Origin of the sequence: Streptomyces sp. YS415, from assembly GCF_023544665.1 — a bacterium.
GTDB lineage: Bacteria > Actinomycetota > Actinomycetes > Streptomycetales > Streptomycetaceae > Streptomyces.
In genome coordinates this window covers 280,008-295,078 of the sequence record NZ_JAMJFL010000004.1, presented here as the reverse complement: position 1 = coordinate 295,078, position 15,071 = coordinate 280,008, and the positions used below count along the sequence as shown (strand labels likewise).

General features: G+C 72.4%; 18 protein-coding genes. 11 read left to right on the top strand and 7 right to left on the bottom strand.

Annotation, left to right across the window (positions count from 1 at the left end; genetic code table 11):
* The first annotated feature begins 31 nt into the window (after positions 1 to 31).
* From M8H82_RS07680 to M8H82_RS07670, 3 genes are all read left to right on the top strand, one after another.
* On the top strand, positions 32 to 1,117 hold the full coding sequence (locus M8H82_RS07680) for an S-(hydroxymethyl)mycothiol dehydrogenase (RefSeq protein WP_250071713.1): 1,086 nt from the start codon (positions 32 to 34) through the stop codon (positions 1,115 to 1,117).
* Positions 1,117 to 1,746, top strand: a complete 630-nt coding sequence (locus M8H82_RS07675; protein WP_250071712.1) for an MBL fold metallo-hydrolase — start codon at positions 1,117 to 1,119, stop codon at positions 1,744 to 1,746. Before M8H82_RS07680 ends, M8H82_RS07675 begins: the two co-directional genes overlap by 1 nt.
* A 94-nt stretch (positions 1,747 to 1,840) precedes the next feature.
* A complete protein-coding gene (locus M8H82_RS07670) occupies positions 1,841 to 2,755 on the top strand; it encodes an SDR family oxidoreductase (protein WP_250071711.1) in 915 nt (304 codons plus the stop codon).
* On the opposite strand, the gene M8H82_RS07665 is transcribed toward M8H82_RS07670, so the two are convergent.
* Positions 2,746 to 3,294, bottom strand: a complete 549-nt coding sequence (locus M8H82_RS07665) for a hypothetical protein (RefSeq protein ID WP_250071710.1) — start codon at positions 3,292 to 3,294, stop codon at positions 2,746 to 2,748. The two genes, M8H82_RS07670 and M8H82_RS07665, sit on opposite strands and share 10 nt — an antisense overlap.
* Before the next feature lie 49 nt (positions 3,295 to 3,343).
* Here M8H82_RS07665 and M8H82_RS07660 point away from each other — a divergent pair, with 49 nt between their 5' ends.
* Positions 3,344 to 4,141, top strand: a complete 798-nt coding sequence (locus M8H82_RS07660) for an SDR family NAD(P)-dependent oxidoreductase (protein ID WP_250071709.1) — start codon at positions 3,344 to 3,346, stop codon at positions 4,139 to 4,141.
* 142 nt (positions 4,142 to 4,283) lie between these two features.
* Positions 4,284 to 4,979, top strand: a complete 696-nt coding sequence (locus tag M8H82_RS07655; protein ID WP_250071708.1) for a L,D-transpeptidase — start codon at positions 4,284 to 4,286, stop codon at positions 4,977 to 4,979.
* A gap of 1 nt (position 4,980) precedes the next feature.
* Here M8H82_RS07655 and M8H82_RS07650 read toward each other — a convergent pair whose 3' ends face one another.
* Entirely contained in the window at positions 4,981 to 6,183 is a 1,203-nt protein-coding gene (locus M8H82_RS07650) for a Gfo/Idh/MocA family protein (RefSeq protein ID WP_250071765.1), read from the bottom strand.
* Between the two features lie 186 nt (positions 6,184 to 6,369).
* Here M8H82_RS07650 and M8H82_RS07645 point away from each other — a divergent pair, with 186 nt between their 5' ends.
* Positions 6,370 to 6,525: a hypothetical protein gene (locus M8H82_RS07645; RefSeq protein WP_250071768.1), complete on the top strand. Its 156-nt coding sequence runs from the start codon at positions 6,370 to 6,372 to the stop codon at positions 6,523 to 6,525.
* A gap of 75 nt (positions 6,526 to 6,600) precedes the next feature.
* Here M8H82_RS07645 and M8H82_RS07640 read toward each other — a convergent pair whose 3' ends face one another.
* Positions 6,601 to 7,968: an alpha-lytic protease prodomain-containing protein gene (locus M8H82_RS07640; RefSeq protein WP_250071707.1), complete on the bottom strand. Its 1,368-nt coding sequence runs from the start codon at positions 7,966 to 7,968 to the stop codon at positions 6,601 to 6,603.
* A gap of 183 nt (positions 7,969 to 8,151) precedes the next feature.
* On the opposite strand from M8H82_RS07640, the gene M8H82_RS07635 reads away from it, so the two are divergent.
* Positions 8,152 to 8,556 (top strand): PPOX class F420-dependent oxidoreductase, encoded by a 405-nt coding sequence (locus M8H82_RS07635; RefSeq protein ID WP_250071706.1) that lies wholly within the window; start codon positions 8,152 to 8,154, stop codon positions 8,554 to 8,556.
* Between the two features lie 9 nt (positions 8,557 to 8,565).
* On the opposite strand, the gene M8H82_RS07630 is transcribed toward M8H82_RS07635, so the two are convergent.
* Positions 8,566 to 8,985, bottom strand: a complete 420-nt coding sequence (locus M8H82_RS07630) for a zinc ribbon domain-containing protein (RefSeq protein WP_250071705.1) — start codon at positions 8,983 to 8,985, stop codon at positions 8,566 to 8,568.
* Positions 8,986 to 9,122: 137 nt separating this feature from the next.
* Positions 9,123 to 9,899, bottom strand: a complete 777-nt coding sequence (locus M8H82_RS07625; protein WP_250071704.1) for a TetR family transcriptional regulator — start codon at positions 9,897 to 9,899, stop codon at positions 9,123 to 9,125.
* A 121-nt stretch (positions 9,900 to 10,020) separates the two neighbouring features.
* Here M8H82_RS07625 and M8H82_RS07620 point away from each other — a divergent pair, with 121 nt between their 5' ends.
* The 4 genes from M8H82_RS07620 (at position 10,021) to M8H82_RS07605 (ending at position 12,709) form a co-directional block, all read left to right on the top strand.
* A complete protein-coding gene (locus M8H82_RS07620) occupies positions 10,021 to 10,653 on the top strand; it encodes a DUF6629 family protein (RefSeq protein ID WP_250071703.1) in 633 nt (210 codons plus the stop codon).
* Between the two features lie 270 nt (positions 10,654 to 10,923).
* Entirely contained in the window at positions 10,924 to 11,646 is a 723-nt protein-coding gene (locus tag M8H82_RS07615) for a nucleotidyltransferase family protein (protein WP_250071702.1), read from the top strand.
* A complete protein-coding gene (locus tag M8H82_RS07610) occupies positions 11,643 to 11,930 on the top strand; it encodes a BON domain-containing protein (protein WP_250071701.1) in 288 nt (95 codons plus the stop codon). The genes M8H82_RS07615 and M8H82_RS07610 overlap by 4 nt, the downstream gene beginning before the upstream one ends.
* Positions 11,927 to 12,709 (top strand): metallophosphoesterase, encoded by a 783-nt coding sequence (locus M8H82_RS07605; protein WP_250071700.1) that lies wholly within the window; start codon positions 11,927 to 11,929, stop codon positions 12,707 to 12,709. Before M8H82_RS07610 ends, M8H82_RS07605 begins: the two co-directional genes overlap by 4 nt.
* Before the next feature lie 143 nt (positions 12,710 to 12,852).
* On the opposite strand, the gene M8H82_RS07600 is transcribed toward M8H82_RS07605, so the two are convergent.
* Both M8H82_RS07600 and M8H82_RS07595 read right to left on the bottom strand, forming a co-directional pair.
* Positions 12,853 to 14,127: an MFS transporter gene (locus tag M8H82_RS07600; RefSeq protein WP_250071699.1), complete on the bottom strand. Its 1,275-nt coding sequence runs from the start codon at positions 14,125 to 14,127 to the stop codon at positions 12,853 to 12,855.
* 377 nt (positions 14,128 to 14,504) lie between these two features.
* On the bottom strand, positions 14,505 to 15,068 hold the full coding sequence (locus tag M8H82_RS07595) for a hemerythrin domain-containing protein (protein ID WP_250071698.1): 564 nt from the start codon (positions 15,066 to 15,068) through the stop codon (positions 14,505 to 14,507).
* Positions 15,069 to 15,071: the final 3 nt, after the last annotated feature.

Genomic DNA, 15,071 nt, shown 5'->3' with positions numbered 1-15,071 from the left:
GACACCGCTGGAGGGAAGAGGGGTCGGCACCATGGCTCAGCAGGTACGCGGCGTGATCGCACCGGGCAAGGACCAACCGGTACGGGTGGAGACGATCGTCGTGCCCGACCCCGGTCCCGGCGAGGCCGTCGTACGGATCCAGGCCTGCGGGGTCTGCCACACCGATCTGCACTACAAACAGGGCGGCATCTCCGACGAGTTCCCCTTCCTGCTCGGCCACGAGGCCGCGGGTGTGGTCGAGTCGGTCGGCGACGGCGTCACCGAGGTCGCCCCCGGTGACTTCGTCGTCCTCAACTGGCGTGCGGTGTGCGGGCGGTGCCGGGCCTGTCTGCGCGGGCGGCCCTGGTACTGCTTCGACACCCACAACGCCGGGCAGCGCATGACGCTGACCGACGGCACCGAACTCTCCCCGGCCCTGGGCATCGGCGCCTTCGCGGAGAAGACACTGGTCGCGGCAGGGCAGTGCACCAAGGTGGACCCGGCGGTGTCCCCGCAGGTCGCGGGCTTGCTGGGCTGCGGGGTGATGGCCGGCATCGGGGCCGCGATCAACACCGGGAACGTGGGCCGGGGCGACACGGTCGCGGTCATCGGCTGCGGGGGCGTCGGGGACGCGGCCATCGCCGGGGCGCGGCTGGCCGGCGCCGCGCGGATCATCGCCGTGGACATCGACGACCGCAAGCTCGACAAGGCCCGCACCATGGGCGCCACCCACACCGTCAACTCCCGTACGGCCGACCCGGTCGAGGCGATCCGTGAACTCACCGGCGGCTTCGGCGCCGACGTCGTCATCGAGGCCGTGGGCCGGCCCGAGACCTACCGGCAGGCCTTCTACGCCCGGGACCTGGCCGGCACGGTCGTCCTGGTCGGCGTGCCCACCCCCGAGATGAAGCTCGAACTGCCGCTCCTGGACGTCTTCGGCCGCGGCGGCGCCCTGAAGTCGTCCTGGTACGGCGACTGTCTGCCCTCCCGGGACTTCCCGATGCTGATCGACCTGCACCTGCAGGGCCGCCTCGACCTGGAGGCGTTCGTGACGGAGACCATCGAACTCACCGATGTCGAGAAGGCGTTCGAGCGGATGCGCGAAGGTGACGTCCTGCGCTCGGTGGTGGTGCTGTGATGGCCGCCCGCATCGAACGCCTCGTCACCTCCGGGCAGTTCAGCCTCGACGGCGGCACCTGGGACGTCGACAACAACGTCTGGATCGTCGGCGACGATCACGAGGTCGTCGTCATCGACGCCGCCCATGACGCCGACGCCATCGCCGAGGCCGTCGGCGACCGCCGGCTGACCGCCATCGTGTGCACGCACGCCCACAACGACCACATCGACGCCGCGCCTGCCCTCGCCGAGCGCACCGGCGCCACCATCTGGCTGCACCCCGACGACCTGCCGCTGTGGAAGCAGACCCACCCCGACCGCGACCCGGACGCCCACCTCCTGGACGGCCAGGTCATCGAGGCGGCCGGCGCCGACCTCCGCGTCCTGCACACCCCCGGGCACGCGCCCGGCGCGGTCTGCCTCTACGACCCCGGACTCGGCACCGTCTTCACCGGCGACACCCTCTTCCAGGGCGGCCCCGGCGCCACCGGCCGTTCCTTCTCCCACTTCCCGACGATCATCGACTCGATCCGCGACCGCCTCCTCACGCTCCCACCCGAGACGAAGGTCCTCACCGGCCACGGCGACGCCACGACGATCGGCGCCGAGACCCCGCACCTGGAGGAGTGGATCGCCCGGGGCCACTGACGGCACAGGAGTGACCCGCCGTAAAAGGTGACAGAAGATGTCCGGCTTGCCGGGGAGGGTGGCAGCTACAAAGCCGTCACACGGAAGGCCGGACATGTCACAGCCACTCAAGGGCAAGGTCGCCCTCGTCGCCGGAGCGACCCGCGGGGCCGGGCGGGGGATCGCCGTCGAACTCGGCGCCGCCGGGGCGGCCGTCTACGTCACCGGGCGCACCACCCGCGAGCGCCGCTCCGAGTACGACCGCCCGGAGACCATCGAGGACACCGCCGACCTGGTCACCGAGGCGGGCGGCCACGGTGTCGCCGTGCCCACCGACCATCTCGAACCCGACCAGGTCCGCGCGCTCGTCGACCGCATCGCCGACGAGCAGGGCCGGCTGGACGTGCTCGTCAACGACGTCTGGGGCGGGGAGCACCTCTTCGGCTGGGACACCCCGGTGTGGGAGCACGACCTCGACAAGGGCCTGCGCCTGCTGCGGCTCGCGGTCGAGACCCACGCCATCACCAGCCACCACGCCCTGCCCCTGCTGCTGCGCCACCCCGGCGGCCTGGTCGTCGAGATGACCGACGGCACGGCCGACTACAACCGCGACCGCTACCGCGCCTCCTTCTTCTACGACCTCGCCAAGTCCTCCGTCCTGCGCATGGCCTTCTCCCTCGGCCATGAACTCGGCCCGCGCGGCGCCACGGCCCTGGCGCTCACACCGGGCTGGCTGCGCTCGGAGATGATGCTCGACACCTACGGGGTGCGCGAGGAGAACTGGCGCGACGCCCTCGAGCGCGTCCCGCACTTCGCCATCTCGGAGACCCCGCGCTACGTCGGCCGCGCCGTCGCCGCCCTCGCCGCCGACCCCGGCGTGGCCCGCTTCAACGGCGCGTCCCTCTCCAGCGGCGGCCTGGCCCAGGAGTACGGCTTCACCGACCTGGACGGCAGCCGCCCCGACGCCTGGCGCTACCTGGTCGAGGTCCAGGACCCGGGCAAACCGGCCGACACCACCGGCTACCGCTGAGGGGGCGCCGGCTCCGTCACCGGCAGCCGCCAGCGAGCCGAATGGCCCGGCGGCAGGCCCAGGTCCTGCCGCACCGCCGTGTAGAAGCCCTCACGACCGGCACGCTGCCGAGCCAGCAGCGCCTGCCACGCGTCGGGATCCCGTTGGCCGTCGCGCACGAACCGCTCCATCTCCATCACCGTCACGACCCAGGCGCGTCCCTTGTCCACCACCTCGACACTGCCCAGCATGAGCAGTGCCTCCCCCGACGGGTCCCGTCCGTTGTTCGCCTCGGCCAGCAGGGGCTTGGCCTCGTCCAGGGGGAGGGGGTCGGGGTGCGTGCCGCAGTCCAGTGCGGCGGCGACCCGGTAGGTCACCGTGACGGTCCTCTTCACCGACCGCGCGTAGTCGGAGTACACCGCGAGCCGCCGCTCCTCCCACCGCGCCGCCTCCTCCCTGCGGAACCGGGCCTGGTCGCTGCGGACGAGGGCCAGATACGAGCCGAGGGCCCCGATCACCACGCCTATCAGAGCGGGCAGTTGCTGGAGAAAGGCAGACATGGGTGCACGGTATCTGCCGAGTTGATCTCAACGGCACTACGGTGCTGCCATGACCGACACAACACGCTTCCAGGGGTATGGGGTTCTGGTCACCGGCGCCGCCCGCGGCATCGGCGCGGCCACCGCCCGCCGGTTCGCCGCGGAGGGCGCGCGGGTGCTGGTGACGGACGTGGACGAGCAGGAGGCAGAGCGCACGGCGGCCTCGCTGCGGGGGCAGGGCCTCTCGGCGGAGGCGTACCTCTGCGACGTAGGGGACCGGGCGTCCGTGGAGGCGGCCGTGGCGCACGCCGTGACGGCCTTCGGCTCGCTGGACGTGCTGGTGAACAACGCCTACGGCTGCACCCCCGACGCGCCCCTCTTCGAGGACGAACCGGACGACGTCTGGGCCCGTGACCTCGACCTCACCCTGACCGGCGCCTACCGCTGCTGCCGGGCCGCCCTGCCCCACCTGGTGGCCTCCGGGCGCGGCGCGATCGTCACCATCGGGTCGGTCAACGGCATCCAGAGCTTCGGCAACCACGCCTACAGCGCCGCCAAGGCGGGCCTGGGGTCCCTCACCCGCACCCTCGCCGGGCACGCGGCACCCCGGGGGGTGCGCGTCAACCTGGTCGCCCCCGGCACGGTACGCACCACGGCCTGGGCGGGCCGCGAGGACCAGCTGGAGGCGTTCCGGCAGGTGTATCCCCTGGGCCGGGTGGGCGAACCGGAGGACATCGCCGCCGCGGTCGCCTTCCTCGCCTCCCGCGACGCCTCCTGGATCACGGGCACGACCCTGGTCGTCGACGGCGGCCTCACCTCCGTCAACACGGGGTTCCGGTCGGCCGTGCCGGTGGACGACGGGGAGTGAGCCCACCCCTCCTGACACGGCGCCTGAAGTTCACCGTTTCGTCACAGCCGGGGCCGCCCTACAACCTCTGCCCTCGCGCACCTGTCTAGAAGGCAGAGATCGCGGGACAGCGCGACGCACTGGCGGAAGGGAATGGGCGACCATGGGGGACATACGCAGACGAGGAGCCGTCATCCTCGGGATCACCGCGCTGACGGCACCGCTCACGTTCGCGCTCGGGGCCGCGCCGGCCCAGGCCGCGAGCTGCACGGCACAGACCGGGCCGTACCAGAAGCAGGTGGAGAAGTTCCTCGGGCTGACCGTCGACGGCAAGCAGTCCAGCTCCGACTGCAAGGTCATCCAGGCCTTCCAGACCAAGCACGGCATCACGCCGAACGCCGGTTACGCCGGTCCCGTCACCTGGGGCGTGATGGACCTCATGAACAAGCAGAAGGCCGTCGGCAACACGCCCAACAAGGACGGCAAGTGCCCGGTGAACAAGGGCCGCATCGCCTGCGTGAACCTGACCCTCCAACTCAGCTGGATCCAGGACGGCGAGAAGCTCGTCTACGGTCCGGTGCCGGTGCGCACCGGCCGTGACGGCTACGAGACCCGCACCGGCCTGAAGAAGATCTACTGGCGCAACATCGACCACGTCTCGTCCATCTACGACGTGCCCATGCCCTACGCCCAGTTCTTCGACGGCGGCCAGGCCTTCCACCAGGCCGGCGTCAGCATGTGGAACCCGCCCGGCTCCCGTGGCTGCGTCAACATGACCACGACCACCGCCAAGAAGTACTGGTCCCTGCTGAAGAAGGGCGACGACGTCTTCGTGTACGGCCGCAAGCCGGGCACCTGAGTCACCCTCGCGGCGCGTCCCCGAAGTCCGGGATCCGCAGCCTCGCCCCGCCCTGCCGTGCCGACTCGTGGGCGATGATGCCCGGCAGGGTGTAGCGGGCCGCGACCCAGGCGTTGACGGACGGCAGGGTGCGGGTGGTGACCGCGGTCACGAAGTCGTCCACCAGGAAGTGGTGGCTGCCCTCGTGGCCGTTGGGCAGGCGGTCGAACACCCGCGGCAGCCGGGCGCGGTCGTGCACCGGTGCCGAACCGGAGGTGAAGGCGGCCCGTAGCTCCGGCGGGATGTGCTGGAGCGAGGGGTCGTCGGGGGACAGGGTGGCCTTGGGCTCCAGCAGTTCGCTGATGTCCCGCACGCCCTGCTTGTCCTGCCAGAGGGCGACCGTGGCGAGCTGCTCCATGCTCGCCTCCGTACCGAAGAAGCGGAACCGTGACTCCCGGATGTGGGAGGGATATCCGACCCGCCGGAACTCGTTCGTACGGAACGCTCCGCCGCCCGCGACCTCGAACAGCGCGGTGGCGTTGGAGATGTCGTTGCCGAACTGGCTGACGCTCTTGTCGAAGACGCCGTCGCCCCGCTCGTCCACCACCCCGATCGCCGACACGCTCACCGCGTGCGTCTGCCAGGCCCCCAGCACCCCGCCCACGGAGTGCGTCGGATACAGCAGCGGGGGATAGGAGGCGGTCGCCTTCCAGTTCTCGCCGCCGCTGTACCGGTAGGCGTCGTAGAACCCCAGGTCCATGTCGTGGACGTAGTCGCCCTCGGCGTAGAAGAGCCGCCCGAAGGCGCCCTCGGCGATCCGGTTGCGGGCGTGCACGGTGGCCGGGTGGTAGTGGCTGGTCTCGCCCATCATGTAGGTCAGTCCGGTCGCCTCGACCGCCTCGATGATCGCGGCGATCTCCTCGGTGGTGACCGCCATGGGGACGGCGCAGTACACGTGCTTCCCGGCCCGCAGGCCCTGGAGGACCAGCGGGCCGTGGGTCCAGCGCTGGGTGAAGAGCGCGACCGCGTCGACCGCTTGCGACTCCAGCATCGCGTCGTAGGAGGGGAAGGTGCCGGACAGCCCTTCGGCGGCCGCCAGTTGCTCGGCGCGCTCGGGCAGCAGATCGGTGACGTGCACGTCGCTGACGCCGGGGTGGGCCAGGAACAGCTTGGCGAGGCTGCCGGCGAACTGCCCCGCGCCGACGATGCCGAGGGAGAGCGTCATGGGGTGGATGCCTTTCACTGTGACCATCGACACCTCCGGGTGTCCCCGTCGGCCGGGAAAATTGGCAGGCCCCAGGGGCTTGACGTACGGCCGTGATGGGACGTGATCAGCAACACGGTCTGTTATGTCCGTATTGGGCATGCTTACTCACATGGCCTTCACCTCCATGGCCGTATGCTTCACAGCATGTCCACCAGTGTTGAACCCGTTTCCGATCGATCGGCTGACGAGGTCAACGAGGAGATCCGGGCCCTGTGGCGCCGGGCGGGCGGGACACTGAGCGTCGAAGAGCGCGAGGAGTACCAGCGACTCGTCCTTGAGTGGGCCGCAGTCGCCCCGTAGGCCTCGAAGACCCCCTGGGCACCCTGCATCACACGGGGTGCCCCTTTACTTTTCCGGTTCATTTTCCCGGCGGTCTCATCCCCAGGTCGCCGAGTAGTACCGCTGGTACGCCTTGCGGTCCTGCTCGGCCCGGATGAACCGCGTCGCCACCAGGGCGACCAGCGACCCCGCGACGATCAGCAGTCCCGGCCCGACATTGCGCGGATCGGCCAGCCGGGCCAGCAGCCGCGACCCCTCGCCGCCGACCGGCGCCGACGACCCCGGTGTGGCCGCCCCGGGTGCGACCGCGCCCTGCGGGGCCGACGGCTCGGGCGAGGGCGCCGCGTCCTGCCGGCCCGCGCCCTGAGCGGCCGGCGTGATCAGCCGGACGCCCACCTCGGCCATCGCCTTCGTCACCGGCTGGAAGAAGGTCGTGCCGCCCGAGGCGCAGTCCCCGCTGCCGCCCGAGGTCAGACCGAGCGCGATGCCCTCGGAGAACATCGGCCCGCCGCTGTCCCCGGGTTCCGCGCACACGTTCGTCTCGATCAGCCCGGTCACCGTGCCCTCGGGGTAGTTCACGGTCGCGTTCAGCGCGGTCACCGTGCCGTCGCGCAGCCCGCTGGTGCTGCCGCTGCGGAACACCCGCTGCCCGATGGACGGATCGCCCGCCCCGGTGATCCGCACCCCCTGCCCGCCCCCGACGGCGATTACGTCGGCGCCCTCCCCGGCGTCCCCGCCCGCGTACTGCACCAGCGAGAAGTCCGCGCCGGGGAAGTTCTGCCGCACCGTGCTGCCGACCTGGTCCCGGCCGCGGTTGTCGGCGAACCAGACCGAGCCGTTCGGCCCGCAGTGCCCGGCGGTGAGGATGAAGTCCCGTTGCCCGTCGGTGACGTTGAAGCCCGCCGAGCAGCGCCCGGCGGTGGACAGGATGGGCAGCGCGCCGTTGAGGCGGGTGGTGAAGGCGCCCTCGGTGCGCTCCATGCGGACGAAGGCGCCGATGCCGCCGGCGACCTGGGTCAGCTTCGACCAGTCGCCCGTGGAGACGGTGCTGTCGCCCCGCACCACCACCTGGTTGGACCGGTAGTCCAGTGCCCAGGCCGTACCGGGCACCCGGGGCGCGGACCCCAGCGTGTGCGTCGCCGACTTGAGTTCGTTCATGCTGTGCGACACCGTCTTCGGCCGCCCGCCCGCGCGGCGCACCTCGGCGGCGGCCTCCTCGTCGGTCACCGCGACGACCGGCCGGCCGTCGGCGCCGATCCAGCTGCCCGCCGTGCGGGAGGTGCCGAGCCGTTCGACGAGAGCGGCGGCGGTGTCGCCGGCCGACCGCACGGTCGCGCCCCGGGCGGAGGGGTCGGGAGGTTCGCTCGCGACGGCGCGGGTCACCATCGCCGAGCCGAGCAGCAGTCCGCCGACGGCCGCCAGCCGTGTCACTCGCCGGACGATCCGTCGTCGTGCGTGCCTCATGCCTGGCTCCCGAACCCGAGCAGCGCGGTGGCAACACCGCGGGGCCCTCCCGGAGTTGAGGGCCCGCACTCCATACGTGGCCGGGACCGGCCGCGTTCACCTCGTGCGGCCCGCATCATGGGTGCTGCCCTCGCCGCCGTCCCTCGCGCGAGGTCCGTGCCGTGCCTGCTTAGACTGCCGCCCATGGACGACACGCCGCTGGAGCGGCTCGGCACCGGCCAGTACCTGCTGATCACCACCTACCGCAAGAACGGCACCGCGGTGCCCACCCCGGTGTGGGTGGTGCGCGACGGGGACGCCCTCGGCGTGTGGACCGTCGCCGACTCCTGGAAGGTCAAGCGCATCCGGGCCCGCGCCGATGTCCTGGTCGGCCCCTGCGACCTGCGCGGCAAGCCCACCGGCGAGCAGATCCCGGCCACGGCCGAGATCACCGACCGGGAGACCGTCGCCCGCTACCGCAAGCTGATCGCCCGCAAGTACGGGATGGTCGGCCGCCTCACCCTGCTCGGCAGCCGGATCCGCAGGGGAGCGGACGGGACGGTCGGCATCCGCGTCAGCCTCGCACCGCAGGAACGTGCCGGGGGCTGACCCGTCTTCTCAGGTCCAGGCGCGGTAGGGCTCGTCGACGAGCTGGAAGACGGGCTCGCCGCGAACCGGGTCCTTCGCCTGCGAGAGCCGCACCCGGTCCCCGCTGTGGATGCCGATCGGCGGACCCATCACCCGGCCCCGCACCACGAACCCCTCGGCCATCTCGATCAGCGACACATTGCGCGCGGCCGGGCTGTTGCGGTGGACCACCGTGGAGTGCCGCACCGTGCCGGTGCCCTCGCTGCGCTCCGTGCGCAGGTCGCTGCCCTGGCAGACCGGACACAGCAGCCGGTGGTACATCGCGGTGCCGCACCAGGTGCAGCGCTGGAACAGCATGGCGTCCGAGTCCTGGGCCGCGCCGGTCGTCTCCAGCACGCCGACGGCGGAACCGGCTGTCGGACGAGCAACGCTTCCTGAGTGGTGGTACACGCTGGTCAACTCCCTGCGCTCGGCCGGAAATCCCACGCACGCGGGACGGCCGCGCACGTACGTGCCCGGTCGCTGTGCCACCGTGCACGCGGTCAGCGTATGGCACTCAGTGCCACAGGTAAAGGCACTGCGTACCCTCAATCTGGGGAGCTCGCCCGGGTGGTCTCGAGCTCCTGGACGATCCGCCACAGCGGCGCGCCCCGGCGCGACACCACGACCACCACGTCCTCGGGCTGCTCGTCGGCCAGGGGCGCCAGGGAGGCCCGGGACGGGAGCAGGGGAGGGGGAGGGGCCGTGGTGCCGAAGGCGGACTGCACGTAGCCGAGCGCATGGTCGACCGTGGCGCTCGCGTCGCTGCGGCCGTCCGAGCGCAGCCAGGAGCGCAGCGCGTTGTTGTGCGCCGCCACCACGGCGGCCGCGATCACATCGGCCTGCAGCGTGCCCTCGCGCCGGGCCGCGAAGCGCGCCCGCAGATACTCGGCGAGCGCCCGCTCGTAGCGCCACACCACCGACAGTTCGTAGGCGCGCAGCCCCGGCACCTGCTTGGTGAGGCGGTAGCGCTGCACGGAGAAGGTCGGGTTCTCCGCGTACATGCGCAGCACCAGCCGGGCCGCGTCGCACACCCGGCCCACCGGCTCCACGTCCGGCGCACTGGCGGCCAGGAAAGCGGTCATGTCGGCCAGGCACCGCTCGTGGTCGGGGAAGACCACGTCCTCCTTGGACGGGAAGTACCGGAAGAACGACCGGCGCCCCACCCCGGCCAGCGCCACGATGTCGTCCACCGTGGTCTGCTCGTACCCGCGCTCCAGGAACAGCCGGAAGGCCGCCGCGACCAGCGCCTCCCGCATCGGCGGCTTCGCGGCCGCCACCTGGTCCGTCCCGTCGCGGCCGGGCGCCGCACTGCTGGAGCTCATGGCCCGGAACGTAGCACCTGATCACTGCGCATGGCACTCAGTGCTGCCCGGGCGGGAACTGAGTGCAACCGGCGTTCACAGGAGAAACTGGAGCTCCTGCCGTCCGACCCCGGGTGGAGCGATGTGCTGGAGTGCCGAGGCCGACCTCGTCGCGGGCGTCGGCATCGCCGCCGTGGGCGTGGCCTGCATGGCCCGGGCCCACCGCGTCCGGGACCTGCCGCTGGCGTCGCTGCCGCTGCTGCTGGGCGTCCACCAGATGGTCGAGGCGGCGGTGTGGGCCCGGGACGGCGGTACGGGCCCGGCCACCGTGCTCTGGGCGGTCATCGCCCTTCCCCTCTTACCGCTGTGGGTGCCGGCGGGCGTCCTCGCCGCCGCGCCCCGCCGGGCCCGGCGTCGGCTGCTGCTGCCGCTGGCCGTCGGCATCGCGACCACGGCGATGCTCTGCCTGGCCCTGGCCACGCGCCCCGTCCGGGCGGAGATCCGCGGCCACACCATCGGCTACGTGGTGGATCTGCCGCATGCCGAGGTCCTGATCGCGGGCTATCTGCTCGCCACCATCGGCTCGCTCCTCCTCTCCGGCGACCGCGGGCTGGTCCGCCTCGGGTACCTGGTGGCCGTGGGGGCGCTGCTCTGCACGGGGCTGTGGCGGACGGAGTTCGTCTCCACGTGGTGTGCCGTGGCGGCGGTGTGTTCGGTGGTGCTGTTCGGGTGGGTGAGCGGGGGGCGAAGACCGGCCGGCGGTCCTGCGGTGTGATGCGGCGGCGGTCGGCGGGCGCACGGGGGCGCCACCGGGCTGCTCTCGCTCGGGTCCGGATGGCGCCGGAGCCGGTAGGTGTGCGGTGGCTGACCTCGGGCAACCGATGCCTTGGCGTGGTGCTGTCGCAGTCGGTGGACGGGCGGCGCCCCGGTGTCAGGACCGTCGGCGTGAAGGCCGCCGGAGCCGGGTACTCGGGGCCGCATCCCAGGCAGCACCTGCCCTGACCGGGGGTGATGCCCGGGACCGGCGTACCGCGAGGGAGAGACCATGACGCAGAACGGTGAAAGCCCGACGCCCACCCGGCGGGCGGCGATCCCCGATTTCCGCCCGGTCGTGGAGAGCGCGCCGCGCGAACCGGCCGCGCAGGAGACCGTCCTGCTGCCTGTGCACGATCTGCCGAACGCCGGTTCCCAGGGTCCGCCGCACGACAGGAGCCAGGCGATCCTGGAGGCGACCAAGCAGGTCGCGGCGCTGCTCAAACGCGGCGATCACCTGTTCGCCCTGGCCGGAAGCGTGGCCGCCTACGCCCACGGGGCCGGTGCGCGGCTCCGGCACGACGTCGACTTCTGCGTGCGGCGCGAGGACACCGAGGCGGTCACCAGGACGCTCACCGAAGCCGGTCTGACCGTCCGCACACCGCCCGAGGACTGGCTGATGAAGACCACCTGTCTGGGTCAGGAGGTCGACATCATCTTCGAGCTGGCACACCGCCCGGTCACCACGGAGACGCTCGGCCGGGCCGAGGAACTCGCGGTCGACTCGGTGCACATGCCGGTCCTCGCCCCGACCGACCTGATGCGAGGCCTCATCGAGGCCTTCTCCGAGCACTACTGCGACTTCGGGTCCGCGCTCGCCGTGGCCCGCGCCCTGCGCGAGAAGGTCCACTGGGAGGACGTACGACGAGACTGCGGCGACGAGCCCATGCCCGCGGCGTTCTTCTTCCTCCTGGAGCGCCTGAACGTCATCGAGCCCCCGAAGGAGGAGCGATGAACCACCCCCTTGCCGAGCCCCCTCCCGGACCCGGCCGAGCGCACCACCTGGACTACCGGGTCGCCCACCTCAACGACCATCTGGCGGCCGGACCCCTCGCCGAACTGGGCGTGCGGATCGAGATCCGCGGCGAGGCGGTGCTGCTGACCGGTACGGTCCCCTCCGCCGAGTGCCGCGACGAGGTGGTCCGGCTCGCCCGTGCGGAGCTGCCGGACTGCCCGGTCCACGCCGACCTCGTGATCGCGGACGCGTCCGTGCCCGACCGTGCCGAGGAGTTCCTGTGATCCGCGTGGCGGCCGTCGGCGACATCCATCTGGGCCCCGACAGTCAGGGCGCCCTGCGGCCCTCCTTCGAGAGGCTGCCGGAGACCGCCGACGTGCTGCTGCTCGCGGGGGACCTCACCCGGCACGGCACCGTGGCGGAGGCCAGGGTGGTCGCCGGGGAGATCCGGGACCTCGGTGTGCCGGTGGTCGCGGTGCTCGGCAACCACGACCACCACGACGACCACCCCGAGGAGGTCAGCGCCGTGCTCCGGGCCGCGGGCGCGCACGTCCTGGAGGGCGAGTCGACGGTGGTGGGCGTGGACGGCGCGCGGATCGGCGTGGCCGGCACGAAGGGGTTCGGGGGCGGGTTCGTCGGCCGGTGCGCCGGGGAGTTCGGCGAGCCGATCATGAAGGAGTTCGTGCGGTACTCGCGCCGCTGCGCCGACGCCCTGCGCCGGTCCCTGGAGGACCTCGATCAGCGGGAGTGCGACGTGCGCATCGCTCTCACCCATTTCTCGCCGGTCCCGGACACGCTGGCCGGGGAGCCGCCGGAGATCTTTCCCTTCCTCGGCAGCTATCTGCTGGCCGAGGCGATCGACACGGCCGGCGCCGACCTGGCGGTGCACGGACACGCCCACATGGGCACCGAGCACGGCATGACCAGCGGCGGGGTCAAGGTCCGCAACGTGGCCCAGCCGGTGATCGGCCGGGCCTTCCACGTGTACCACCTGCCGGTGCGCGAGCGGGGCGCCGGTGCGAGTGCCGACCGGGTCGGGGCGGCGGTGCCGGGGGCGTCCTGAGCGCGTAGGTCTTCCGGCTCGGCCGGAAGGGGGTTGGCGGCGTCGGCGCCCGGGTTGTGGCCGGGTTCGGGCCGCGGTGCCGAGGCGGCCTGGGCCCGCACGTTCCCCGGCCGGTCGGCGCCGGCACCCGGCCGGGGTCGGGTTCAGGCGGCCGTGCCCAGGGCTTCCTGTGCTTCCTGGGCTCGGAGGTCGCCCGGCTTGGCCGGGAGGATCGTCGGGGCCGGAAGTCGGCGGGTGCGCCGCAGGAGGCCCGCGCCGATCGTGGCCGCGATGACCAGGCCGCCCGCCACCAGCGCCCCGCGCGCTCCGGCCAGTTCCATGAGCAGCCCGAGGGCGGGCGGCCCGCCGAGGCCCCACACCGTACCGATGCTGCCCCAGACGCCGAGCACGCGTCCGCGCAGGTGGGCGGGCGGGTCGGTCTGGAGGACGGCGGTTCCGGCGGTGTCGGAGACGGACTCCACGACGGCCATCGGCAGGACGAGGATCAGCAGGACCACGAGTGACGGGGACAGGCCCGCCGCCACCTGGAGCAGACCGCCCGCGGCGGCCAGGGTGCCGACCAGCCGCACCGAGGGCCGGCGCAGCCGGGCCCCGAGCACCGCGCCGAGGATGCCGCCGACGGCGAGGACCGTGGAGACCGTGCCGAAGGCGCCGGCGCCGCCCGCGAGCGGACCGGTGACGAGCACGGCCAGGGTGAGGCCGTAGTTGCGGCCGAAGACCGAGCTGAGCCCGGTGACGGCGGCGAGGGCGACCAGGCGGGGCCGGCGGGCGAAGAAGAGCAGGCCCTGGCGCACGGTCAGGTCGGATCCGGCCGTCTCGCCCCGCCCGTCGGGTGCGGGGGCCGGGGCCCGGTCGGCGTGGCGTACCGCGCCGGGCGCCGGGCGCAGGAACGGGATGACCGTGGCCACGAAGAGGAACGACAGACCGTTCGCGGCGTACGCGGCGGCCGTGCCGAGGAAGGCGACGGTCACGCCGGCCAGGGCGGTGCCCACGAGCCGGCCCGCGTTGTGCACCAGCGCGCCGACGCCGATGGCGGAGGGGACGTCCTCCACCGGCACGAGGTCGTTGCCCAGCAGGGCGCAGGCCGGTCCGTCCACCGTGGCGATCATGCCGGTCACGGCGGCCAGCACCATCAGCGTGGTCATGTCGAGCCGGTCCAGCGCCACCAGGACCGCGGTGGTGAAGGCGACCGCGCCGAGCAGCGCCTGGCTCACGGAGGCCGTCAGCTTCAGCGGCCAGCGGTCCACCGCCCTGCCGCCCAGCAGGCTCATGAACAGGGCGGGCGCGGCCTGGACGGACATCGAAAGGCCCGTGGCCGCGGCGGAACCGGTGATCTGCAGGACGAGCAGATTCTGCACCGTCAGCTGCATCCAGGTGCCGGCGTTGGACAGGAAGTTGGCGACGGACCACCAGCGCATGGCGCGGTAGCGCAGCGATCGCCACGGGGAGCGCGAGGATTTCGGCGCAGGGGAGGGCAGGGCGGGGGAAGCAGACACAGTGCGGTACTCGAACCAGGGGTCGGGGGAGGACCAGGGGAACGGAGTCACCGGCTGCGTTGCACGGCTTGTTCCACCGAAGAGGTCACGGCGCGGACCATCGTGACAGACGAGGTCCCGGAGACGACGGGCCCGGGCCCCGCCGGCCCTCTCACCGACTGCTGTATGCGCAGGTGGGGGGCGGTATCGGGGGTTCGAGTGCGGTTGCTCACAGCACGCTGCGCGGGCCCGTCACCCAGAGGGGTACGGGCCCGCGCAGCGGTCGCGCGGCCGCCGGGCAGCCTGCCGCGCGCAGGGAGTCAGTCCGTCTTGCCACGTCCGGTCAGCGCGTCGCGCAGCCGGTCGACCATTCCGACACCGGGCGCCAGCAGCTTGTTGGCGGGCGGCTTGTCCGGAGCGGAGGGGTGCGGGCGGGTGGGGGCCGTCTTCTTCGCCTGGCGCACCTTGTCGCCGAGCTTGTCCAGGGCCTCGGCGGGGCAGGTCGCGCGCAGCTGCGGGAAGAGGTTCTGCTCCTCGTCCGCGATGTGGGCGCGGATCTCGGTCATGAGCATGCCGATCAGCCGGTCGAACTCGTGGTCGCCGGGGTCGCAGCTCTCCAGGTCCTTCATGATCTGTTCGGCCTTGGCGTGGTCCTCGAGCTCCTGGTCGGCCAGGGCGTCCCCGCCCGCGAGGTGTTCGCGCACGGCCGGGTAGAGGTAGGCCTCCTCGGCAACCGAGTGCCGCACCAGCTCCATCGTGACCTGGTCCGCGTACGCCTTGCGGTTCTTGTCCCCGGGGGGCAGCGCCTCGATCTTGCCGAAGAGCTCCTCGACCTCTCCGTGATCGGTCATCAGCTCCTCGATCACGTTTCCACCGTGACCCATGTC